The sequence below is a fragment of the Streptomyces fuscichromogenes genome, assembly GCF_014645815.1.
Classification (GTDB): Bacteria; Actinomycetota; Actinomycetes; order Streptomycetales; family Streptomycetaceae; genus Streptomyces; species Streptomyces fuscichromogenes.
In genome coordinates this window covers 592,553-614,058 of record NZ_BMML01000002.1, presented here as the reverse complement: position 1 = coordinate 614,058, position 21,506 = coordinate 592,553, and the positions used below count along the sequence as shown (strand labels likewise).

Sequence of the window (21,506 nt, the reverse complement as noted above, 5' to 3'; positions counted from 1 at the left end):
CCCTCCCTGGTCGGTGCCGAGAATCCTCCGATATGGGCGATGTCCTGTAACTGCCGATACAAGTCAGATGAAGCGACTTGCATATGACATCACTGTTTATATACGTGGCTTCCGCCTCACCGACCACACACGAAATACGGTCGGACATGGCCGATCGGCTGGTCAGGACTCGGGCGGGCAAGGGGAGTCGACGCGCGTGCGCCCCGCGCCGCGCTGTCCGGAAACCGCGCCGGGACGGCGTTCGGGCTGCCTGGCGACCGCGCCCGGTGGTCAGCCGCCCGCGACATCCTCAAGGACGTTCACGTGCCGCCTCAGGCAGCCGCGGCCGCCGGTGTTCCGAGCGCGTGCGCGTAGCGGTGGAGGATCAGCTCGGCCATCGCGGCATGTGCTCCCAGGGGGGCCGCCGCCACGCCCGGCGCCGCCGCGGCGCACTGGGTCGCGAAGCGGCCCGGGGCCGTGAAGTAGGAGGCGACGGCGATGTGGTGACGGCCCCTCGCGCGCAGGGCGGTGATCGCTTCCGGGACCGTCGGGGTCGCCGCCGAGGCGTAGGCGGGGAGGACCGGGACGCCCAGGCGGGCGGCGAGGAGGCCGGCCATGCGGTCCGTGTCGATCCTGGACTCCGGGTCCCGGGAGCCCGCCGCCGCCAGGACCACGGCGCTCGCGGGCCGGCGGCGCCAGCCCGCCTCCAGCAGGCGGGCGTGCAGGGTGTCGGCCAGCAGGGGGTGCGGGCCGAGCGGTGCGGCGAGGCGCGTCCGGGCACCGGCGGCAACCGCCATCTCCGGGATGTCCTGCTTGACGTGGTAGCCGCGGCCCAGGAGGAGCGGGACGAGGACGGCCTCGGTGTCCCCGAGAGCGGCGAGGGTGTCCGGGAGCAGCGGCTCGTTCAGCTCGATGTGACCGAGGTGCACGGACAGGCCGGGGCACCGCGCGCGCACCCGGTCCATGAGCGCCCGCACGGTGCTGAGCGCGCGCGGGTCGCGGCTGCCGTGGGCCACCAGGACCAGGGCGGGCGGGCCGGGGCGCGGGGAGAGGTCGGTCACCGTCATGCGAGGATCCTCCCCGCGCGAGGTTGCACCTCCGTTGCCTGACCGTCACGAGTCTTTTCCGGCGCTTCACGGTACGAACCCGCACGGTGTGAGCGAACCGGAGCGTCCTGCGCCGCGTCCTCCATGGTCGAGGCCCACAGGGGGGAACACCCGTATGAAGATCCGCCGTCCGAGGCTGCCGCGGACCCGCACCGGCCGGCGGCGTCTGGTGCAGAGTGTGATGGCCGGCTGCGTGCTGGCGCTGCTGCCGGCCACCTGGCTGTACGTCTCGACGGCCGGCCGGCTGCGCACGGTGGCGGACGTGCCGCGCACCGACGTCGCGGTCGTCTTCGGCGCGGGCCTGTGGGACGGCGAGCCCTCGCCGTACCTCGCGAACCGCCTGAACGCGGCGGCGGCCCTGTACAAGGCGGGCCGGGTCAAGGTGGTCCTCGTCACCGGCGACAACAGCCGCAAGGACTACGACGAGCCGGACGCCATGCGCGCCTACCTGACCGAGCACGGCGTCCCCGGCACGCGCATCGTCAGCGACTACGCCGGCTTCGACACCTGGGACTCCTGCGTCCGCGCGAAGAAGATCTTCGGTGTGGACCGGGCCGTGCTGATCAGCCAGGGGTTCCACATCCGGCGGGCGGTGGCGCTGTGCGAGGCGGCGGGCGTGACGTCGTACGGGGTCGGGGTGGACGCCAAGCACGACGTGACCTGGTACTACGGGGGGACGCGGGAGGTCTTCGCGGCGGCGAAGGCGGCCCTCGACGTGGTCTTCGAGCCGAACCCCCAGTTCCTGGGCAGGAAGGAACCGGGGGTGGCCAGGGCCTTGGCGGACAGCGCCCCGTAAGGGGCGCGGGGAACTGCGCGACCGGCCACGACGGCGCCGCAGACGGCAGACGGCAGATCGCGGGACTTCCGGCGGAACGCTCAGGAGCGCCGCGCCGTCGTCCTCACCGGGTGACCGTCACCGGGCCCGCCGTGCGTTCCCCGGCGAGCCGCAGCACCGGCCGTTCCCGGGACGGGACGGCCCGGCCGAGGTGTTCGAGGCCGCCGTCGGGGGTCCAGCGGCCGAGGTCGCGGGTGCGGAACATGGCGCGGCCCTCGCCGAGGAACGGGTCGGGGGCGTACCGCTCGGCGTTCAGGGCGTCGTCGCCGAGGTAGCCGGCCGAGACGCCGTCGCCGCCCGCCCACACCTCACCGGTCTCGCCGATGGGCAGCGGGCGCCGGTCCGCGCCGAGGACGTACACCGTGTTGTTGGGGGTGGGCCGGCCGGTGGCGGGCCGGCCGGCGACCGGCGTGTGGCGGCCCATGGTGGTGACGACGGTCGCCTCGGCCGGCCCGCGGCAGTGGAAGAAGGCGGCCCGGCGCGACCAGCGGTCGGCGAGCGGAGCCGGGCAGGGTTCCCCGACGACGGCGACCGTGCGGACGCGCGGGCAGCCGGCGGGGTCGAGGCCGGACAGCACGGCCGGGCTGGTGATCAGGACGCTCGCGGTACGGGTCGCGGCGTCGGTGTCCGTGCCGCGGATGGCCAGGGTGGCGCCGTGGGCGAGGCAGCCGAGGATCTCCCAGACCGCCAGGTCGGAGGCGATGCCCAGGAGTTGGACGACCCGGTCGCCGGGGCGGATGCCGAACCCGCCGGGTTCGGTGAGCAACAGGTTGGCGATGTTGCGGTGGGTGAGCTGCACGCCGTGGCGGCGGCCGGCGGGCCCGGGGACGAAGAGGACGCAGCAGCTGTCGTCGGGGTGCGGTGGCAGCAGCGGCACGGGGCCGGGGTCGTACGGCGCCGGGTCGTCGAGGGCGATCAGCCGGTGGTCGGCGGGGAGGGGGACGCGCGGGGCGTGTTCCTTCTGGGTGAGGACCACCCGGGTGCGGGCGGTGCGGATGACATGGGCGAGCTGGGCCGGGGGTGTACGGCCGATGTCCTGGGGGACGTAGGCGGCACCCGCCTTGAGGACGGCCAGCAGGCCGACCAGGGTCGGGATGGAACGGCGGGCGAACAGGCCGACGCGGTCGCCGGGGCGGACGCCCTCGCGGACCAGGCGGGCGGCCAGGGCACCGGCGTAGCGGTCGAGTTCGCCGTAGGTGAGGGTCGCGCCGTGGTGTTCGGCGGCGACGGAGTGCGGGTGGACGATCGCATGCCGCTCGACGGCGCGGTGCACGAGCGGTTCGTGGACGGGTACGTCGGCGCCGCGGCCGTACTGCCAGAAGAGGTGCTGGTCGCGGGGGGTGAGGTGACGCAGAGGCATGGCTCGGAGACCTCCTGGCTGGCTCTCTCGCGTGGGGGGGGGAGGCCGAGTCCGGGTGCGGCGGGGGCCCGGTCAGGGCGGTGTGTGGGCGGTGCGTGTGGGGAGGTGGGTGTGGGGCGGTGGCGTGTCGAGCGCCGTACGGGGGCTTGCTGGGACTTACGGGCCTACGGGCTTACGGGGCGCGGGGTTTGTGCGGTCCCGCGTCGGCTTGCCGGGGCTTGCCGGGTCCTGCGGGGCCTGCCGGGCTGTGGTGGCAGACGACGACTGTAGTGGGGCCCCTTGGAGACTCAAACGGGGCGGGATCGGCCAACGAGGGGTGGGGAACGAGCCACGCGCGGGTTCCGGTGCCCGGGGCGTCGCGATGGGGCGGCCGCACCGGGCGGATCCGGGCCGACCTGCGCGGACATGAGCCGGAGCGGGGGGCGCGTACCGGTCCGGGCCGGGGCACGCACCGGCCCGTTCCGGCACCCGTCGGCCGTGCCCGAGCCCCGCGCCGGAGGCCGTCGGACCGGTATCGGTTCTCACGATGGCTGGGATCCGGACGGGAGTTGGCCGTTTCGGCCGCGCAACAGGAGTCCGTCACGGGCCGTAACACACCGGAAGCACGCTGGGCGACGCGGAGACCGCCTCGACGCCCGCCCACCCCGCACCGCGACCCGCGGTACGGGTCGGCCCAGTCGCCCCTGCCCGCCGGGCGGGCGTCGAGGTCCCCGACGGGCAGGGACACGGAGAACCGGTGCGCCGGTGAGCCGCCGCTGAGGCACCCCGCCGCCCCGCCGCCACCCCCACCCCTACCCCCACCCCCGCCCTGCCGGTGTCAGCGGTGGGTCAGCCAGTCGCCGCCGTCGATGCGCCGGCCGTCGGCGCGCAGGTTTCCGGCCACGACGGGCCCGGCGACGTACACCCAGGCCCGCACCGCCGCCCCGTCCCGCAGCCGTACGACCTCCCGCGCCACGCGCACGTACAGGCTCGCCGGGTCCTGAGGCACGCACTCCTCCAGCTCGTCGAGTTCCAGGAGGAGCCGGTCGTACGACTCGGGGCGCGCGGTGACGAGTTCGCCGCGCACCGCCGCCGCCCCGGGCTCCTCGACGACGTAGGGATAGCCGGGCCCGTCGTAGAGCGCCGCGCCGTCGAGGCGGCCGGGTTCCTCGGTCTCCGTCCGCCCCCGCAGGAACGCGTCGTGGTTGACCTCGCCGGGGCGGAGCGTGCCGTAGACGAAGAACGGGAGGTGGCGGGGGTCGCGGGTGGTCACAGGAAGGATTCTCCACCCCCTCCGTCTCCACACACTTCTCCATGGAGGCGCTATGGACATGACTTGTCATGCCCACTTAAATCACTGTCGTCATCAGCGCCACCCCCACGCCTTCGAGGCGCACCTCCAAGGAGACCGATGAGCCGGACCCGGAACACCCGAGCCTCCCGTCTCGCCACGGCCGGCGTCGCCGCCACCACCGCGACCCTGCTGGCCGCCGCGCTCTCCCCCGCCGCCCACGCCGACGCCAGACCGACCCGGGCCGCCGCGATCGCGAACGCGGCGCAGGCGCTCGTCCAGCATGCCGCCGCCCTCGGCCTCACGCCCACCGAGAGCACCTCGGTCCGTGACGTGATCGTGGACAAGAACGGTACCCAGCACGTCCGTTACGACCGCACGTACCGCGAACTCCCGGTCCTGGGCGGCGACTTCGTCGTCCACCTCAAGTCGGACGGCGCCTACCGCAGCGCCGACCGGGCGACCCGCGCCAAGATATCCCTCGCCTCGATCGTCCCGGACGTCTCCGCCCCGAGGGCCGCCGACCTCGCGGTGAACGCCCTGCGCGCGGCGAACCTTGGCGACGCGCTGAAGCAGGTGCGCGCCAGGCCGCAGCTGGTCGTCGACGCCCTGCACGGCACCCCGAAGCTGGCCTGGCGCACCAACGCCGTCGGCAAGGACTCGCTCGGCAACCCGGTCGCCCGCACGGTGCTGACGAACGCCCGCACCGGCGCCCAGATCGACGCCTGGGACAGCATCGAGACGGCGACGGGCGACGGCAAGTCGCTGTACAGCGGCACGGTCCCGCTGGAGACGACCCTCTCCGGGTCGTCCTACAACCTCACGGACCCCAGCCGCGGCAACACCTACACCGGGGACGCGGCGAACAAGACCGACCTGTGCATCTTCGGCATCTGCATCAGCCGGGCGCCGTCGACGGTGTTCACGGACGCCGACAACCACTGGGGCACGGGAGCCACGACCGACCGCTCCTCGGCGGCCGTCGACGCCCAGTACGGCACCAACGAGACCTGGGACTACTACAAGAACGTCCACGGCCGCAGCGGCATCGCGGGCGACGGCAAGGGCTCGTACAACCGCGTCCACTACGGCAACAGCTACAACAACGCCTTCTGGGACGACAGTTGCTTCTGCATGACGTACGGCGACGGCGACGGGACGACCTTCGGTCCGCTGGTGGCCCTTGACGTGGCGGGCCACGAGATGACGCACGGGGTCACCTCCAAGACGGCGGCGCTGACGTACTCGGGCGAGTCCGGCGGCCTGAACGAGGCGACCTCCGACATCCTCGGCACGCTGGTGGAGTGGTACGCGAACAACTCCTCCGACCCCGGCGACTACCTGATCGGCGAGAAGATCGTCCGCTCCGGCTTCGGCAAGGCGGCGCTGCGGTTCATGGACCAGCCGTCCAAGGACGGGAGTTCGGCGGACTACTGGAGTTCGTCGGTCGGGAACCTCGACGTGCACTACTCGTCGGGCGTCGCGAACCACTTCGCCTATCTCCTCGCGGAGGGCAGCGGCGCGAAGACCATCAACGGGGTCAGCTACAACTCCCCGACGTACAACGGCTCGACGGTCACCGGCATCGGCCGCGACAAGCTGGGGGCGATCTGGTACCGCGCGCTGACGGTCTACATGACGTCCTCGACGAACTACGCGGGCGCCCGGACGGCGACCCTCAACGCGGCACGGGACCTGTACGGCGCGAGCAGCACGGAGTACAGCACGGTGGCCGCGGCATGGAGCGCGGTCAACGTGAACTGAGCGGCGCCCGCACCCTGGAGACCTGACGGCGGCCGCCCCGGCGAACGAACCGGGGCGGCCGTCACATACACCCCGGACAACAGGGAACAGCGCAATTCGAGGAAACGCGGAATTCAGGAATACCGAGCACTTCCTGAGGGGATCCCATGGCGACGATGTGCAGTTTCGGTGACGGTATACGGAATTCCCGAACTCCTCTGTCCCGGAGACCACTTGCGGCAATTCCCCGAGTGGACTAACTAGATAAATCATGAACTTGTTCAGCCGCCCCCACACGGCCCGCCGCAACCCCGCGGTCTCCCCGCGCCCGACGGCAGCGCCCTCCTCCCCCACCTCGGCCCCGGTCCTCCTCGACCCCGCCCTCGCCGCCCTCACCGGCGAGTGGATCATCGACCCGGCGCACAGCAGAATCGGTTTCTCGGTCCGGCACGCGATGGTGACGACGGTCCGCGGGGCCTTCACCGAGTACCAGAGCCGCCTCTACTTCGACGGCCGCGACCCGTCCCGCTCCCAGGCGGAGATCATCCTGTCCACGGCGAGCGTCGACACGGGCGTGGAACAGCGCGACGCCCATCTGACCGGCCGCGACTTCCTCGACTCCGCGACCTATCCGCGGATGCGTTTCCAGAGCACGGCGGTACGCCTGAAAGCCCCGGACGTCTACGTCATGACCGGTGACCTGGCCATCAAGAACGCGACACGCCCGGTGGACCTGGAACTGACCTGCATAGGCACCGTCACGGACCCCTTCGGCTACGAACGCGTCGGCTTCGACGGCACCACCACCATCAACCGCATGGACTGGGGCCTGTCCTACGACTCCCGGCTGGCGGAGGGCGGCGCGATGGTGAGCGAGACGGTGCGGCTGCAGTTCGACATCGCGGCGATCCGGCTGGTGCCGGAGGGGGGCTGAGGCGGCGGACCGACCGCGGGGCGGCTCCGGCCGACGGCCGGGCCGGCGGAGGGCTGCCGCGTGCTCGCGGCCCCGGTCGTCGCGCCCGGGTTCTTGCCGGACCAGGGACGTGCGGGTGTCCTGATTGCTACCCTCATGTCCTGCTGACGGTTCGGCTGGGGCTCAAGGGGGAGCATGAAGCCGCGTTTGCTCTTCGTCCACGGCGTGGGCGGCCCGCGGAGTCCGGCCGCCGAACTCGACACCTGGCTGCGGGCGCTGGCCGACGGAGGCCGTCGGGCGGGACACGCGCGGCGATTCCTGGACCTGACGCAGGGCTGGGCGGCCGATGCCCGGTTCGTCTACTACGGCCACCTGTTCGGCCGCCCCCAGGAGCAGGGCGGGGAGCCGGGCGACCCGGACGATCCGGAGAACGCCGACGCGACCGAGGCCGAGCTCGTCCGTGAGCTCTTCCAGGAGGCGGTGGCCGCATGGCTGGCCGGGTCCGCCGACGAGCAGGAGACCGGACCGCTGCGGCACGCCCTGGCACAGCTCGCCCCCGAAGGCGGTGCACAGGGTGCCGGTGCGGTCGTCCGGCAGGTTCTCGACTGCGCGAACACGCTCCTGTCGGCACCCGGGCTGCGCACTGTGGGCACGTGGGCCAGCGCCGGGCTGATGGTGGGTCAGCTGCGTCAGGTGATCCGGTATCTGCGGCGCGCGGAGCGGGACGACGGGGGATCGACCCTCGACACCCGGGTCCGCCGCTGTCTCCACCAGGAACTGGACTCCCGTGTTCCCACCATCGTGCTGGCCCATTCGCTGGGAACCGTGGTCGCGTTGGAGGCCCTCCACACGCACGACGGGGAAGTCCCGCTGTTCGTCACCCTGGGCTCGCCCATCGGGATGCGTGCCGCCGTCGGCCGGCGGATCCGGCCGCAGCCCCTGCGGGTTCCCGAACCGGTCGGCAGATGGCTCAACTTCTGGGACAGGGACGACCTCATAGCCGTCCGGCCGCAACTCGAGAAGTCCCTTCTCCCGAACCGCCGGGGTGTCCTGCCCCGCAGCGCGCGCGTCGACTCGGACGGTGTCTGGGTGCACCCGGCCGTCAAGTACCTGGCCCAGCCAGGAGTGGCAGGCCCCGTGATCGAGGCGATCGAGAGAGCCACGACGCCATGACCGGGCCGGCCCCCCGCAGACACGCGCTCGTCATCGCGCCGCAGTGTGCCGAACTGGAGGTGCTCGCCGGACTCGACGCCGTGGCACAGGACCTGTACCGGACGCTCACCGATCAGTGGACCGGCGCGTGCGGGCCGAGCCCCGTCTCCGGTTCCGCACTGCTGCACGGCACCTCGGTCGGCCAGGCCCTCATCGAGAGGGTGCTCCGTGAGGCGGCCCTGGCGGCAGGAGCCGAGCAGGCCGTCCTCGTGGTCGCCCTGGTCGGGCACGGCATCGTCTCGGGCCGGAATCCCACCCTCTTCCTGATGGCGGGCGACTCGCACCGGGACGTCACCGGATCCGCGGTGAACGTCGGGGAGATCCTCACGCGCGCCCTGGAGACACCCGGACTGCCCGGGGTGATCCTGCTCGTCGACACCTGCCACGCGGGCGGCGGAGTGCCCGACCTCAAGGCGTTCGACGGGGGTGTGCGCAGAGGGGCGGCCGACTTCGCCATGCTGTCGGCGGTCGGTGCCGCGCAGACGGCACACGGACTCGCCTTCTCCCGGGGCATCTCGCGCGTACTGACCGAAGGCATCGCCGGCGCCGGTGAACTGCTGCCTCCCACGAAGGTGCTCCGCGCGGTACGGGACGCCGTTCCGGGGCAGGACGCGCGGCACGTGAGCTACGAAGGGAGCAGGTTCGGCCAGCCCCTGTGGCTCGCCCGCAACGCCAGCCACCGGCCGGACGGGTCCGCGCTCGGTCCCCGGGCGACCGCCGAACTGCGGTCCGCGCTGGCGCCGTTGGGCGGAACCTCGGTGTTTCCGGAACCGGTGTCCGGTGCCGACGCGCTGCGTCGGCTGCACACCGGTCTGCAGGCCCGGGAGCACGCCGACCCCGCGGCGCTGGCCTGGGCGTTGCGTGTCGTGCACAGCGCCCTGGACAGCGTCCGCACCGTCGAGTTCCTCTCCGCGTGGCCGGGAGAGCACCCCCTCACCTCGGAACGCCTCCGCCGAGCCCTGTGGCTGGCCGCGGGACGGCCTGCGGCACCCCTGCCGGAGAGCACGGGCACCGCACTGCTCACGGACGCCGTGGAGTACCTGCGGCTGCACACGCCGGGTGACACCGGGACGAGGAACGCCAGGCTCGCCCACTTCGTGGCCGCGCTGGCCGTCGACGACGGACTCACGGCCCGGCATCCGGCGCTCCTCGCCTGGGCGGCCGCGATCGGCGTACGGATCGAACTCGCCGAGGCCTTCGGCGCGGTGGCGCAGCGCGGCACCAAGGCCCGGCTGCGGCTCGTCGTCAGTCTGCACGCCGCGGTGGCCGACCAGTGGCCCGAGACCCTGGAGGCATGGCTGCTGGACCGGGGCGAGGTGTTCGCCCACGAGGACAGGTTCGACTGTCCGCCCACCCAGCAGGGCGTCGAACGCGAACTGGAGCGTGCGGTGCGGTGGGCGTCCGCGCAGGCGCGACGGATCGGGGTACGGCCGTACTCCGTGGACGTGGCCGCCTCGGCCGCGCTGCTGCTGCGCTGGCGGCCCGAGCTGACCTCCTTCGGCGAGTTGCTGGGCCGCCGGTACGACGTCCTGCTGCGCTGGAGCGAACGGCTCTGCCCGCCCGAGCACCTGTGGTGGATCAACGAGAGCGCCCGGGAGAAGCTTGAGCAGATCACCGCGTGGGGAGCGGGCCGGGCCCCGGTCGACTGGCTCGGTGAGCAGGACATGGCCCGCGCCGACGAGTTGAAGGCACGGTTGGAGCGGGGCGAGTTCGACCGGGCCGTCGCGCTGGCGCACCGGCCGCCGCGCTTCGAGAAACTCATGGAGACCCTCCTGGCGTACGCCCCGATCGTGCTGTGGCCCGGCGTCGAGGACTGCACGCGGGAAGGGTTCCAGGCCAGCCTCGACAAGTTCTGGCACCTGCTGCCGGCGGAGTTCTGCGAGGCGTACCGGTGCAGCTGGCGCCGGAGCGTGCCGGGACAGCCCGACGGCCGGGAGCAACTGGCGCTGTGGCGCACGATCTGGCACGACCCGGAATGGCTCGACTTCTGCGACTGGTTCGGCCGGTACACCGTGACGGGGGAGAACGCCTCATGACCTGGCAGCCCTTCTATGTCGGGAACGGTATCCCGCGGGACGTGGAGCTCGGGGATCCGCCGCCGTGGCGGAGCTTTCCCCGGCAGGCCCTGCACAAGGAGTTCCAGCCGCCCCCCGGCCTGGTCAGTGCCGTCAACGCCGCACTGGCCCTGCGCCGGCCGCTCCTGCTGACCGGCGCGGCAGGGTCCGGAAAGTCCACGGTGATCGAACAGGTCGCCGCGGAACTGAAACTCGGCGAGGTGCTGCGCTGGCACATCACCTCCCGCAGCACCCTGGGCGAGTCCCTCTACCGGTACGACGCCCTCGGCCGGATCCACGCCCAGCGGCTCGGCGGCCACGACGACATCGGGCCCTTCCTGGAGCTGGGGCCGCTGGGCACGGCGCTCGTCGCGGTGGAACGCCCGCGCGCACTCCTGGTCGACGAGATCGACAAGAGCGACCTGGACCTGCCGAGCGACCTGCTCGACGTGCTGGAACGCGGCGACTTCGAGATCCCTGAACTGGCCCGGTACACGGAGACCAGCGACACCGTCGAGGTACGCCAGTGGCGCAGTGCCGACATCACGTCCGTTCACCGCGGGCGGGTCCAGTGCCGGCAGTTCCCGTTCATCGTGATGACGAGCAACGGCGAACGGGACTTCCCGGCGGCCTTCCTGAGGCGCTGCATTCGGTTCACCATGCCGAAGCCGACTGTCGAGGCGCTGCGCAAGGTGGTCGAGGCACACCTGCGAACCAGCGTCGACGGGGACCGGGCCGACACGGTGGACGAACTGATCACGTCGTTCGTCCAACGGGTCGCGGCGGGCGAGAGCCTCGCCGTCGACCAGCTCCTGAACGCGATTCACCTGCTGACCGGACCGTCCGGACTGGCCGGTGAGGACGGGGACGCGGTGCTGGCCCTCGTCCTGCGAGAGCTGTCCCGTGCCTGATCACGCCATGCCCGGGGACGACCCGCTGGCACGGCTTCTCACCACTCTGACCGCGGTCGCGCCGGACTGGGGCACCACGGATCTGGCCGACGCGCTCTGGCTGGCCGCACGGATCGACGGGAACACCGGCGACTGGTCCGGGCGATCCGCGTCGGACCTGCCCGAGGACGCGTCACCCGCGCCGGAGGCCGCCGCGCCGGATACCGGTCCGCAGCCCGGCGCTCCGGCGGCCGACCTCCATGAGCGGCTGACCGGGACCCCGGTCCGGATTCCCGGTGACGCGGTGGCCGTGCCACCGGCGGCGGCCCTGCCCCTGGCACTGGAGACGGGGCGCGCCGTGCGACCGTGGAAGCGGCGCTGGCCGCACGGCCGCCGGTCGGCTCTGGACATCGACGCCACCGTGGACGGTTACGCCCGCAGCGGAGAGTTGCTGCCGGTCTTCGGCCCCGCGCCGGAACGGTGGTTCGACCTGACCGTGGTGGTGGACCGGTCGCCCGCGATGCGGGTGTGGCAGGAGACCGTCACCGACTTCGCCGCCGTGCTGGACCGCCTCGGGGCCTTTCGCACGCTCCAGATCTGCGACCTGCTCCTGACCGACGGCGGGCCCGAACTCAGGGACCGGCAGGCCGAGTCCATGGGCCACGGCCGGCTCCGCTCCGCCGACGGCCGGCGGCTGGTCATCGTGGTCTCCGACTGCGCGGCCGCCGGCTGGCGGGACGCCGCCGTATGGCGGCTGCTGCGTGAGTGGGCCTCCTCGACGCCGGTCGCGCTGCTCAATCCGCTGCCGGTGAAGCTGTGGCGCAGAACGGGTCTCGACCTGCCGGCGGTGCGCGTCTTCTCGGCGACGCCGGGCGCGGTCAACGCCCGTCTCTCCTTCGACCTGCCGCCCCTGCTGCCCGAGGGGGAGGCGGCGCCGGACGGCGGATGGCAGCCCGTCCCCGTCCTGTCGCTGTCCCCGCACGCGCTCGACCGCTGGTCCCGCACGGTGATGCGCCGGGCCCCCGAGGGATGCGGAGCGGTACTCGTGCCTTCCTGGGGACGGCCCGCGAGCGCCGTCGGGCGCGGGGCCCGGCCGGTGACCGCCGACGACTTCGTGCGGACCGCCTCCGCACCGGCGGTGCGGCTCGCCGTCCTGTGCTCCACGTTCAGCAGGCTGAGCATCCGCCTGCTGCATCTCGTCCGGCAGGAGCTGGTGCCCGAGGCATCCACGGCGGACATCGCCGAGGTCCTGGTCAGCGGCCTGTTCGCGCTGGGCACGGGCGACGACGGAACGACCGAGCTGAGCCTGTCCGAGCCGGTACGCCGCCAACTGCAGCAGCACCTCGCACAGCACGAGATGTGGCGGATCAACGAGGCGCTCAACCGCCATGTCGCGGCGCTGGAGAGCAGGAGCCGGCAGATCCCGTCCATGGCGCACGACCGGACGGCGACCGCCGGGATCCAGGCGGAGATCCAGGCGTTCGCCCAGGCGTCACGGCAGACTCTTGAGCTGCTCGGGCTGGTCACGCGGGAGGAACCGGAAACCCGGGAGGAGCGGGCGGAGCCGACTCCGGCCCTGCCGGCCGCACCGGCGCAGCGCTCGGCCGCGACGACACGGGGCCCTTCGCAGTCCCACAGACCGCCCTACTTCTACCTCTCCTATGCCCACACCCCGCAGTGGGGTCCGGACAGTGGCGACCCCGACCACTGGGTGCGGGTCCTGTTCAACGACCTGTGCGACCACATCATGGCGCTCACCGACCTGCCCGCGGGGTCACCGGCCGGGTTCATGGACCGGGAGATGCGGTCCGGGGAGGGCTGGCCCGAGAAGCTGAGCGAGAACCTCGCGACCTGCCGGGTGTTCGTTCCGCTGTTCTCGCCGCGCTACTTCTCCAGCGAGACGTGCGGCCGCGAGTGGTACGCCTTCCACGAACGGATGCTGAACGCCCGGACCACCGGGACGGCCACCGCCTCGCCCATCGTGCCCGCCCTGTGGGCGCCCGTCGACATGAGCGAACTACCCGACTCCGTACGGCACATCCACATCGAGAACCTCGCGCTCGGCAGGAGCTACCTCAACAGCGGGATCTACGGGCTGATCAAGCTCAGCCGGCTGCGCGACGAGTACGACGAGACCGTGTTCGGCCTCGCCGAGCGCATCGTGCAGGCGGCCGGCGAGTCCCGGCTGCCGCCCGGACTCGCCCGGGACTACGAGAGCACCCCGAGCGCCTTCAAACCGCGCGGCACCGGACCCCGGCACATCCGGCTGACCGTTCTCGCTCCCACCCGGGACTCCGTGCCCGGCCACCGCGACACCGGGCCGTACGGGGACGACGCGCTGGACTGGAACCCGTACCGCGCGGAGTCCGCAAGGCCGTTGCCCGTCCTCGCCGAGGAGCTGATCCGCTCCCTGGACTACCGGGTGACCGTCTCCAACTTCGACGACGAGGAACTGACCGGAGGTTCGAGAGACCCCCATGAACCCTCCAGGCCGACCATCCTGCTCCTTGACGAGTGGGCGCTGACCGACGAGGAACGCCGCGCCAGGCTGAAGACGTTCGACGCGTACGCCCGCCCGTGGGTGAGCGCGATCGTGCCGCGCTCCCGGACGGACCTGCAGAACCACGGACAGCAAGGGCGCCGGCTCGCCGGGGAACTGGAACGGGTGATGCCGACGATCCTGCAGCGGACCCGGCGCAGCGACGCCCGGATCGCCGTCAACGGCGTCCCCACACTCAAGTCCTTCACCAGGGTGCTGCCCCAGGTGGTCGCCTACACGACCCAGCAGTTCCTGAAGAACGCGGAGGTCCGGCTCCCGCCGGGCCCGCACGTCCCCAGACCTCTTCTGGCGGACCCCTACCCGCCGTCCGACCCGCCCGTGGGAGACGCCCCCGACGGAGAGGCGTGACGGCCGCCGGGGTGACATCCGGGGGAGCCGCCCGGAGCCGCCGAACCCGTTCGGCCCCGGTCTCCTCCGGCATCGGGCCACCGAGGACGAACGGCGCGAGCCCGTCGTGCTCCGGGACGGCCCGGCGGTGCGGCCGGCGCGGGTCGCAGGGGCCGCCGCGGACGGGGGTCACCCGTTCACTCCCCCCGGCAGCCGCCGTTCGTGTGTTCTTCATACCGGTGCCTGTGCGACCCCCTTGACCTGCCCGAACTCCCCCTCAACGGGGTTCGGGGTCCCCCGCCGTGACACCCGTTCATCCCAAAACTGACGGTGCCTCAGAGAGCGGGGCCGGGCGGTTGGCTTTTACCTCGGTAGAGCAAGGGAGTGGACGACCTCGACGAGGGAGCACCATGCGACGCACCGCCCGACTGCTGACCGGGACCGCGCTGGTCGTGGCCGCGGCCGGACTCGCCGTCGCGCCGGCGTACGGCGGCGCCACCGGCAGCCTCGACGTGTACCCGTCGAGCGCGGCGGCCGGGGCTCAGGTCACCGTGAACACGGCGGTGTGCGGCGCGAAGGGAACGGCGGTCGGGGACGCCAGTTCCGTCGGCGCCGGCCCGTTCACCCTTGCGCCCAGTACGCACGAGGGCGAGGCGATCGGCCAGTTCCAGGTGCCGTCGAGCGCGCAACCGGGGACGTACGAGATCGTCGCGAAGTGCGCCGAGGGGAACCGGCAGGTGACCGGGGACCTGGTGGTGGCACTGGCGCCGGCCGCGGGACAGCTTCAGCCCCACGGCAGTGTGAAGACGGGGGTCGGTGGTGCCTTCGGCTCCGACCCCGCGCAGACCGCGGCGGGCGTGGCGGCTCTGGCCGTCGCCGCCGCGGGCGGTACCTGGCTCCTGCATCGCCGGGCGAGAGGCGATGTGATCTGACGGACACCCTCCGCTGTCCGTCCGCCGGTACCGCACATCCCACCCCCTCCGGGTCCGACGCCCCTCGCGGCCCGGAGGGGGTAGGGGGTCACGTCCGCCGGCGGCTCTCACCGCCGCCGACGCCTCACCCCCTGGTCACAGGCTCCGACCTCCGGGAGAGGGGTTCACATGCGCAGGATCGGGGACACCGCGATAGCCGCGGTCACCGTCGTGGCCCTCGGCTCCGGCGTATGGCTGCTCGGCCCCGGCGCCGGACCGCACACCCCGCCGCCCCAGCCGTCCGCCGCCGAGGGCCGCCCCGACCCCGGCGAGGAACGCCTCGAAGCCCCCGCGCTGCCGCCCTCGCCGCCCACCCGGATCCGCATCCCCGCCATCCGGGTGAACGCGCCCCTCATGGGCCTCGCCCTCACCCCCGCCGGCAGCCTCGACGTCCCGCCCGCCGGGCAGAAGAACCTCGCCGGCTGGTACGAGGCCGGCACCACCCCCGGCGAGACCGGCACCGCCATCGTCGCCGGGCACGTCGACAACACCGAGGGCCCCGCCGTCTTCTACGACCTCGGCGCCCTCAGACGCGGCGCGGCCATCGAGGTGGACCGGCGGGACGGCGGCGTCGCCGTGTTCAGCGTCGACGCGGTGGAGGTCTACCAGGCCCGCGACTTCCCCGACGAGAAGGTGTACGGTGCCGCGAAACGCCCCGAGCTCCGCGTCATCACCTGCGGCGGCGGTTACTCGCGTACGACCGGCTACCAGGGGAACGTCGTCGTCTTCGCCCACCTGACCGGCAGCCGCTGAGCCACGGCCGACGGTCCAGAAGGGTGAGCGCAGCCGCTCCCCCGCGTCGCCGCACCGGCACCGCACCGGCGCCGCGCGTTTCCCCCGCCTCACAGGCCCCGCCGTCCCTCCCCCGGACCCCTCACACCCGCCCGCCGCCCCCGAAGAGGGCAGCGTTCCTCGCGGGAAACAGCTGTGATGCGGCCGGGTAACGTCGGCCGCGCAGGCTCCTGGGCATGACCTCGAATACGCGTGTGGCGGTGAACGGCGCAGGCCCCACGGGCGCCCGTCCCGCCCGGCGGCGCGTAGAGCCAGGCACCCCCGTGACGCGCGACGCACCCGGGACGCCTGTCGCCGACGAGGAGCACCGCCGCCCCCTGCACCGCCTGCTCACCAACGATGGAGGCTCCTGATGACCGCCACCCCCGGGGCCACCCCCACGCTCGTGCTCGTCGGTCACGGCATGGTCGGCCAGCGCTTCCTGGAGGCGCTCGCCGAACGCGGCCTGACCGCCACGCACCGCGTGGTCGTACTGTGCGAGGAGCCGCGCCCCGCATACGACCGGGTCGCCCTCACCTCGTACTTCTCGGGCCGGACGGCCGACGAACTCTCCCTGACCGACATGGAGTTCATCGCCGCCCACGGCATCGAGCTGTACGTCGGCGACCCGGCGGAGACGATCGACCGTGCGGCGCGGACGGTGACGGCACGCTCCGGAAGGGCCTTCGCGTACGACACGCTCGTACTCGCCACCGGCTCCTACCCGTTCGTGCCTCCGGTCCCGCACAAGGACGCGACCGGCTGCTTCGTCTACCGCACGATCGACGACCTGCTCGCGATCGAGGAGTACGCGAGGTCGGGGGCGACCGTGGGCGCGGTGGTCGGCGGCGGGCTGCTGGGGCTGGAGGCGGCCGGCGCGCTGAAGGGGCTCGGACTCACCTCCCACATCGTGGAGTTCGCGCCGAGGCTGATGCCGGTGCAGGTGGACGAGGGGGGCGGCGCGGCCCTGCTGCGCACCATCGAGGAGATGGGCCTGACCGTCCACACGGGCGTCGGCACGCAGGAGATCGTGGTCGACTCCGAAGGCGCCGTGACGGGCATGAAGCTGTCCGACGGTTCCGAACTCGCCACCGACATGGTGGTGTTCAGCGCCGGCGTGCGGCCCAGGGACCAGCTCGCCCGGGACTGCGGTCTGACGGTCGGCGAGCGCGGTGGCATCACGGTCGACGAGCAGTGCCGTACCGTCGCCGACCCGCACGTGTTCGCGATCGGCGAGTGCGCGCTGGCCGCGGACGGCCGGGTGTACGGCCTGGTGGCGCCGGGCTACGAGCAGGCCGAGACGGCCGCGGCGACGATCGCCTCCGACGAGGCCGCCTTCACCGGCGCCGACCTGTCCACCAAGCTGAAGCTGCTCGGCGTGGACGTGGCCTCCTTCGGAGACGCGCACGGCACCGCCGAGGACTGCCTGGACGTCGTCTACTCCGACGCCCGTTCGGGCCTGTACAAGAAGCTGGTCATCGGCCGGGACGGCACCCTGCTCGGCGGCGTCCTGGTCGGCGACGCGGACGCGTACGGCACGCTGAAGGCCTTCACCGGTTCGGTGCCGCCGGTCTCCCCCGAGTCGCTGGTGCTGCCGGCCGGCGCGAGCGGCGGTGCCCAGCTCGGCCCGTCCGCCCTCCCCGACGAGGCGGTCATCTGCTCCTGCCACAACGTCAGCAAGGGCACCATCCGCGGCGCGGTGACCGAGCACTCCTGCACCACCGTGCCGGAGGTGAAGAAGTGCACCAAGGCCGGTACCGGCTGCGGGAGTTGCGTGAAGGTGCTCGGGCAGCTGGTCACGGCGGAGCTGGAGGCGTCCGGGGTCGAGGTCGACAAGGGGCTGTGCGGCTGCTTCGCGCAGACCCGCGAGGAGCTCTACGAGATCGTCCTCGCGCTGCGCGTCAACACCTACCGGGACCTGCTCGACCGTTACGGCCGGGAGGGCGCCCGGGGCGGCGACGGCTGCGAGGTCTGCAAGCCGGCGGTGGCGTCGGTCATCGCGTCCCTGGCTCCGACGATCGGCGCGAGCGGCTACGTCCTGGACGGCGAACAGGCGGCGCTCCAGGACAGCAACGACCACTTCCTCGCCAACCTCCAGAAGAACGGCTCGTACTCGGTCGTCCCGCGCATCCCCGGCGGTGAGATCACCCCCGAGGGCCTGATCACGATCGGTGAGATCGCCCGCGACTTCGGCCTCTACACGAAGATCACCGGCGGTCAGCGGATCGACATGTTCGGCGCGCGGGTCGAGCAACTCCCCTTGATCTGGATGCGCTTGGTGGACGCCGGCTTCGAGTCCGGGCACGCCTACGGAAAGGCCCTGCGGACCGTCAAGTCCTGTGTGGGCTCGACCTGGTGCCGGTACGGCGTCCAGGACTCGGTCCGGATGGCGATCGACCTGGAGCTGCGCTACCGGGGCCTGCGCTCCCCCCACAAACTCAAGTCGGCGGTGTCGGGCTGCGCCCGCGAGTGCGCGGAGGCCCAGTCGAAGGACTTCGGCGTCATCGCCACCGCGGCCGGCTGGAACCTGTACGTCGGCGGCAACGGCGGCGCGACCCCGCGCCACGCGGACCTGCTCGCCCAGGATCTCTCCGACACCGAACTGGTCCGTCTGATCGACCGTTTCCTGATGTTCTACATCCGTACGGCCGACCGCCTGGAGCGCACGTCGACCTGGCTGGAGCGGATCCCGGGCGGCCTGGACCACGTCCGTGACGTGGTGGTCGAGGACTCCCTGGGCATCTGCGAGGAGCTGGAGTCGCTGATGGCGGCACACGTGGCCGGCTACGCCGACGAGTGGGCGACCACCATCAACAACCCCGACAAGCTGGCCCGTTTCGTGTCCTTCGTCAATGCCCCCGACACCCCCGACCCGGTCGTCGGCTTCGTCCCGGAGCGCGACCAGATGAAGCCCGACCTGCCGCTGCTGTCCATCGGCATGCGTCCCGCCGAAGACCTTCTGGAAGGAAGCGCCCAGCGATGACCCTGGCACCCGAGACCACCGACCTGAAGGTCCAGCTCCAGCTGGCGGACAGCTGGTTCACGGCCTGTGACCTGAACCTGCTGACCCCCGGCCGGGGCGTGGCCGTACTGCTCCCGGACGGCGGCCAGGTCGCCGTCTTCCGCGACCGCACCGACCGCCTCTACGCCATCGACAACCGCGACCCGTTCGGCGGCGCGGCCGTCCTCTCCCGCGGTCTGACCGGCACCCATCAGGGCCGCCCGTTCGTGGCCTCCCCGCTCCTGAAGCAGCGCTTCGACCTGGAGACCGGCGAGTGCCTGGACGACGAGACGGTACGGGTGACGACGTACGAGGTCCGGACGGCCTGACCCGCCCAAGGGCCCCGGCCGGACGCGTGGGGTGCCGGTAGGGTGCCGGGATGATCGGCATTCCAGAGGCGCTGGTGCGGGGCACGATCGACCGCGAGGGTGACCGCGGAGCGGCATGGATCGCGGAACTCCCGTCGATCGTGGAGGACTTGCTGGAGCGCTGGGACTGCACACCCGACGGCGCGGTGACGCACGGCGGGGTGGGGGTGATCGTCCCCGTCCGGCATCGGCCCACCGCCCGCCTGTGCGTCGTCAAGGTGTCCTTCCCGCACCCCGGCAACGTCCACGAACCGGACGCGTTCGAGGCGTGGGCGGGGCGGGGCGCGGTCCGCCTGCACCGGCGCGACGACGCCCGCTTCGCCCTCCTCCTGGAACGGGCCCGTGTCTCGACCCTGGCGGCGCTGGAGCCCGACGACGAGACGGTGATGGCGGTCGCGGGCCGCCTGAACCACCGCCTCGCCGTCCCGGCCCCGCCCGGCCTGCCCCGGCTCCGGGACCGCGCCGACGAGTGGGCGGCGGAGCTGCGGAAGGACGCCGCCGGCCTGTCCCACGCACTGCCGTCCCGGGCGCTGGACGCGGCCCTCGCCACCACCCGCGAACTGGGCCGGGTCCAGCCGGACACCCTCGTCCACGGCGACCTGCACGCCCGCAACATCCTGCGCGCGGACCGGGAGCCGTGGCTGGCGGTCGACCCGAAGGGCTACGCGGGAGACCCGGCGTACGACGGCGGCACGCTCCTCAAGTCCCGTGCCCTGAACCTCATGGCGGCCGACGACCTGCCGAGGACGGCCCGCCGCCTCCTGGACGTCTTCGCCGAGGCCGCCCAGCTCGACCGCGAACGCGTGCGCCGCTGGGCCCAGTTACACGCCGTCCAGGCGGCGTTCTGGGGCCGCAGGCACGGCTTCCGCATCGCACGCGGCGGCCCCCGCCTGGACCGCGTCACGCAGTTCGCCGACAGACTGGCCGAGTCACTGGCCGGCTAGCACGGACGGTACGACCGCGCCGGGCGCCCACCCCGTCACCGCCGCCCGCCGAACTCCCAGTCGTGCGCCTCGACATGCGCGTACCGGACCGGCGCCAGAACGTCCGTGGCCCGGTCCCGGTCCGCGGCCCGGACCAGCGCCGCCGTACCGACCCAGGTGGTGCCGTCGTCGGAGAGCAGCGGCCCGAAGGCGATCAGGTCGTCGTGGCCGCCGCCGGGCGGCAGGCCGGGCTGCACGGCACCGTCGGCCGCTCGCACCGGCCCCAGACCGAGCACCAGGTAGCGGTTGCCGCCGCTTCGGCCGCCGGGGAACTCCCACATGGTGCGCCCGAGCAGATTGCGCCACCGCCGCAGCAGCACGTCCCGGTACACACCCGCCTGGTAGTTCGGCTCGTCGAAGGCGAACGCCCGCGCAGCGGCGGGGCCGGGCAGGTCGACGATGTGCACGCTCCCGGTGGCCGCCTCCCCGCCCGCCTCGAACGTCGGCCCCCGGCCGATCAGCTCGTCCTCGTACCCGTCCATGTAGGCCCAGTGCCGCTCCACCGACTCCGCCCGCAGCACCTCGGAGCCGGCCCGGTCACGGTGATAACAGAAGAACTCCATGAAGACCTCCTACGGCCGCAACGCCACGTCGACCGCCACGTGCAGCCTGTTCTTGAAGTCCGCGCGGTCGGTGACGCGGTGTTTCCAGCCCTCGCCCGCCGCCTGGAGGACCTCGGCGATCTGGCGGGGGGTGACCCCGCCGGCCGCCGGGCGGGTGGGGGCGGAGTCCGCGATGGCCGCCGCCAGGGTGCCGAGGAAGGCGTTGCGGTGGTCGTCGTACATGTCGTGGAGCTGCGCGGTCCCGTGCTCCAGCAGTTCGTCGACGCCCTCGTTGAGGTGGGTGCCGACGTAGCGGCCCAGGTTCGCGTCGAGCGCGGCCACCAGGCGGGTGCCGAGGTCCGTGTCGGGCGACGCCAGTGCGGTGCGGACGTCCGCCAGCGCCCGGTCCAGTTCCTGCCGCACGGTCTCGCGGAACAGCTCCTCCTTGCCGGAGAAGAGGAAGTACAGGCCGGGGCGCGAGATGTCGGCGGCCCGGGCCACCGCGTCCATCGACGTCTTGCGGTAGCCGAACGTGGCGAAGACGGTCAGCGCCGCCGCGAGCACCTGCTCACGGCGCCGGCCGTCCCCTCGGGTCGCGGTCATGTGCGCACCATACCGACC

At 72.8% G+C, this 21,506-nt stretch carries 17 protein-coding genes; 12 read left to right on the top strand and 5 right to left on the bottom strand.

The genetic code is table 11. From position 1 onward, the window contains the following. Positions 1-311: 311 nt before the first annotated feature. The gene (locus IEZ11_RS06475) at positions 312-1,046 is read right to left on the bottom strand and encodes a sirohydrochlorin chelatase (protein WP_189261595.1); all 735 of its coding nucleotides are present in this window, start codon (positions 1,044-1,046) and stop codon (positions 312-314) included. A gap of 154 nt (positions 1,047-1,200) precedes the next feature. Here IEZ11_RS06475 and IEZ11_RS06470 point away from each other — a divergent pair, with 154 nt between their 5' ends. Next, positions 1,201-1,881, top strand: a complete 681-nt coding sequence (locus IEZ11_RS06470) for a SanA/YdcF family protein (protein WP_189261594.1) — start codon at positions 1,201-1,203, stop codon at positions 1,879-1,881. Between the two features lie 103 nt (positions 1,882-1,984). Here IEZ11_RS06470 and IEZ11_RS06465 read toward each other — a convergent pair whose 3' ends face one another. Both IEZ11_RS06465 and IEZ11_RS06460 read right to left on the bottom strand, forming a co-directional pair. After that, a complete protein-coding gene (locus IEZ11_RS06465) occupies positions 1,985-3,280 on the bottom strand; it encodes an AMP-binding protein (protein WP_189261593.1) in 1,296 nt (431 codons plus the stop codon). Positions 3,281-4,097: 817 nt separating this feature from the next. Beyond that, positions 4,098-4,532: a gamma-glutamylcyclotransferase family protein gene (locus IEZ11_RS06460; RefSeq protein ID WP_229712825.1), complete on the bottom strand. Its 435-nt coding sequence runs from the start codon at positions 4,530-4,532 to the stop codon at positions 4,098-4,100. Between the two features lie 138 nt (positions 4,533-4,670). On the opposite strand from IEZ11_RS06460, the gene IEZ11_RS06455 reads away from it, so the two are divergent. The 11 genes from IEZ11_RS06455 (at position 4,671) to IEZ11_RS06405 (ending at position 20,304) form a co-directional block, all read left to right on the top strand. After that, a complete protein-coding gene (locus tag IEZ11_RS06455) occupies positions 4,671-6,314 on the top strand; it encodes a M4 family metallopeptidase (protein ID WP_189261591.1) in 1,644 nt (547 codons plus the stop codon). Positions 6,315-6,564: 250 nt separating this feature from the next. Beyond that, positions 6,565-7,227, top strand: coding sequence for a YceI family protein (locus IEZ11_RS06450; RefSeq protein WP_189261590.1), 663 nt, complete (start codon positions 6,565-6,567; stop codon positions 7,225-7,227). 174 nt (positions 7,228-7,401) lie between these two features. Then, entirely contained in the window at positions 7,402-8,379 is a 978-nt protein-coding gene (locus tag IEZ11_RS06445; protein WP_189261589.1) for an alpha/beta hydrolase, read from the top strand. Continuing rightward, the gene (locus IEZ11_RS06440) at positions 8,376-10,454 is read left to right on the top strand and encodes a vWA-MoxR associated conflict system protein (RefSeq protein WP_189261588.1); all 2,079 of its coding nucleotides are present in this window, start codon (positions 8,376-8,378) and stop codon (positions 10,452-10,454) included. Before IEZ11_RS06445 ends, IEZ11_RS06440 begins: the two co-directional genes overlap by 4 nt. Further along, a complete protein-coding gene (locus IEZ11_RS06435) occupies positions 10,451-11,383 on the top strand; it encodes an AAA family ATPase (protein WP_189261587.1) in 933 nt (310 codons plus the stop codon). The genes IEZ11_RS06440 and IEZ11_RS06435 overlap by 4 nt, the downstream gene beginning before the upstream one ends. Next, on the top strand, positions 11,376-14,270 hold the full coding sequence (locus IEZ11_RS50580) for a TIR-like protein FxsC (RefSeq protein ID WP_229712824.1): 2,895 nt from the start codon (positions 11,376-11,378) through the stop codon (positions 14,268-14,270). The genes IEZ11_RS06435 and IEZ11_RS50580 overlap by 8 nt, the downstream gene beginning before the upstream one ends. 389 nt (positions 14,271-14,659) lie before the next feature. Beyond that, positions 14,660-15,181, top strand: a complete 522-nt coding sequence (locus tag IEZ11_RS06425; protein ID WP_189261586.1) for a GVDTG sorting domain-containing protein — start codon at positions 14,660-14,662, stop codon at positions 15,179-15,181. A 168-nt stretch (positions 15,182-15,349) separates the two neighbouring features. Continuing rightward, positions 15,350-15,973: a class F sortase gene (locus IEZ11_RS06420; RefSeq protein ID WP_189261585.1), complete on the top strand. Its 624-nt coding sequence runs from the start codon at positions 15,350-15,352 to the stop codon at positions 15,971-15,973. A gap of 391 nt (positions 15,974-16,364) precedes the next feature. After that, positions 16,365-18,974 (top strand): nitrite reductase large subunit NirB, encoded by a 2,610-nt coding sequence (gene nirB, locus IEZ11_RS06415; RefSeq protein ID WP_189261584.1) that lies wholly within the window; start codon positions 16,365-16,367, stop codon positions 18,972-18,974. After that, on the top strand, positions 18,971-19,321 hold the full coding sequence (gene nirD, locus IEZ11_RS06410) for a nitrite reductase small subunit NirD (RefSeq protein WP_189261583.1): 351 nt from the start codon (positions 18,971-18,973) through the stop codon (positions 19,319-19,321). Before nirB ends, nirD begins: the two co-directional genes overlap by 4 nt. A 50-nt stretch (positions 19,322-19,371) precedes the next feature. Further along, positions 19,372-20,304: an aminoglycoside phosphotransferase family protein gene (locus IEZ11_RS06405; RefSeq protein WP_189261582.1), complete on the top strand. Its 933-nt coding sequence runs from the start codon at positions 19,372-19,374 to the stop codon at positions 20,302-20,304. A 35-nt stretch (positions 20,305-20,339) separates the two neighbouring features. On the opposite strand, the gene IEZ11_RS06400 is transcribed toward IEZ11_RS06405, so the two are convergent. Next, positions 20,340-20,906, bottom strand: coding sequence for a YciI family protein (locus IEZ11_RS06400; protein WP_189261581.1), 567 nt, complete (start codon positions 20,904-20,906; stop codon positions 20,340-20,342). A 9-nt stretch (positions 20,907-20,915) separates the two neighbouring features. Then, positions 20,916-21,488 (bottom strand): TetR/AcrR family transcriptional regulator, encoded by a 573-nt coding sequence (locus IEZ11_RS06395; RefSeq protein WP_229712823.1) that lies wholly within the window; start codon positions 21,486-21,488, stop codon positions 20,916-20,918. Positions 21,489-21,506: the final 18 nt, after the last annotated feature.

Coding starts and splice junctions, on each gene's coding strand:
- IEZ11_RS06475 (WP_189261595.1), bottom strand. CDS start 1,046: ATGACGGTGACCGACCTCTCCCCGCGCCCCGGCCCGCCCGCCCTGGTC.
- IEZ11_RS06470 (WP_189261594.1), top strand. CDS start 1,201: ATGAAGATCCGCCGTCCGAGGCTGCCGCGGACCCGCACCGGCCGGCGG.
- IEZ11_RS06465 (WP_189261593.1), bottom strand. CDS start 3,280: ATGCCTCTGCGTCACCTCACCCCCCGCGACCAGCACCTCTTCTGGCAG.
- IEZ11_RS06455 (WP_189261591.1), top strand. CDS start 4,671: ATGAGCCGGACCCGGAACACCCGAGCCTCCCGTCTCGCCACGGCCGGC.
- IEZ11_RS06450 (WP_189261590.1), top strand. CDS start 6,565: ATGAACTTGTTCAGCCGCCCCCACACGGCCCGCCGCAACCCCGCGGTC.
- IEZ11_RS06445 (WP_189261589.1), top strand. CDS start 7,402: ATGAAGCCGCGTTTGCTCTTCGTCCACGGCGTGGGCGGCCCGCGGAGT.
- IEZ11_RS06440 (WP_189261588.1), top strand. CDS start 8,376: ATGACCGGGCCGGCCCCCCGCAGACACGCGCTCGTCATCGCGCCGCAG.
- IEZ11_RS06435 (WP_189261587.1), top strand. CDS start 10,451: ATGACCTGGCAGCCCTTCTATGTCGGGAACGGTATCCCGCGGGACGTG.
- IEZ11_RS06425 (WP_189261586.1), top strand. CDS start 14,660: ATGCGACGCACCGCCCGACTGCTGACCGGGACCGCGCTGGTCGTGGCC.
- IEZ11_RS06420 (WP_189261585.1), top strand. CDS start 15,350: ATGCGCAGGATCGGGGACACCGCGATAGCCGCGGTCACCGTCGTGGCC.
- nirB (WP_189261584.1), top strand. CDS start 16,365: ATGACCGCCACCCCCGGGGCCACCCCCACGCTCGTGCTCGTCGGTCAC.
- nirD (WP_189261583.1), top strand. CDS start 18,971: ATGACCCTGGCACCCGAGACCACCGACCTGAAGGTCCAGCTCCAGCTG.
- IEZ11_RS06405 (WP_189261582.1), top strand. CDS start 19,372: ATGATCGGCATTCCAGAGGCGCTGGTGCGGGGCACGATCGACCGCGAG.
- IEZ11_RS06400 (WP_189261581.1), bottom strand. CDS start 20,906: ATGGAGTTCTTCTGTTATCACCGTGACCGGGCCGGCTCCGAGGTGCTG.
- IEZ11_RS06395 (WP_229712823.1), bottom strand. CDS start 21,488: ATGACCGCGACCCGAGGGGACGGCCGGCGCCGTGAGCAGGTGCTCGCG.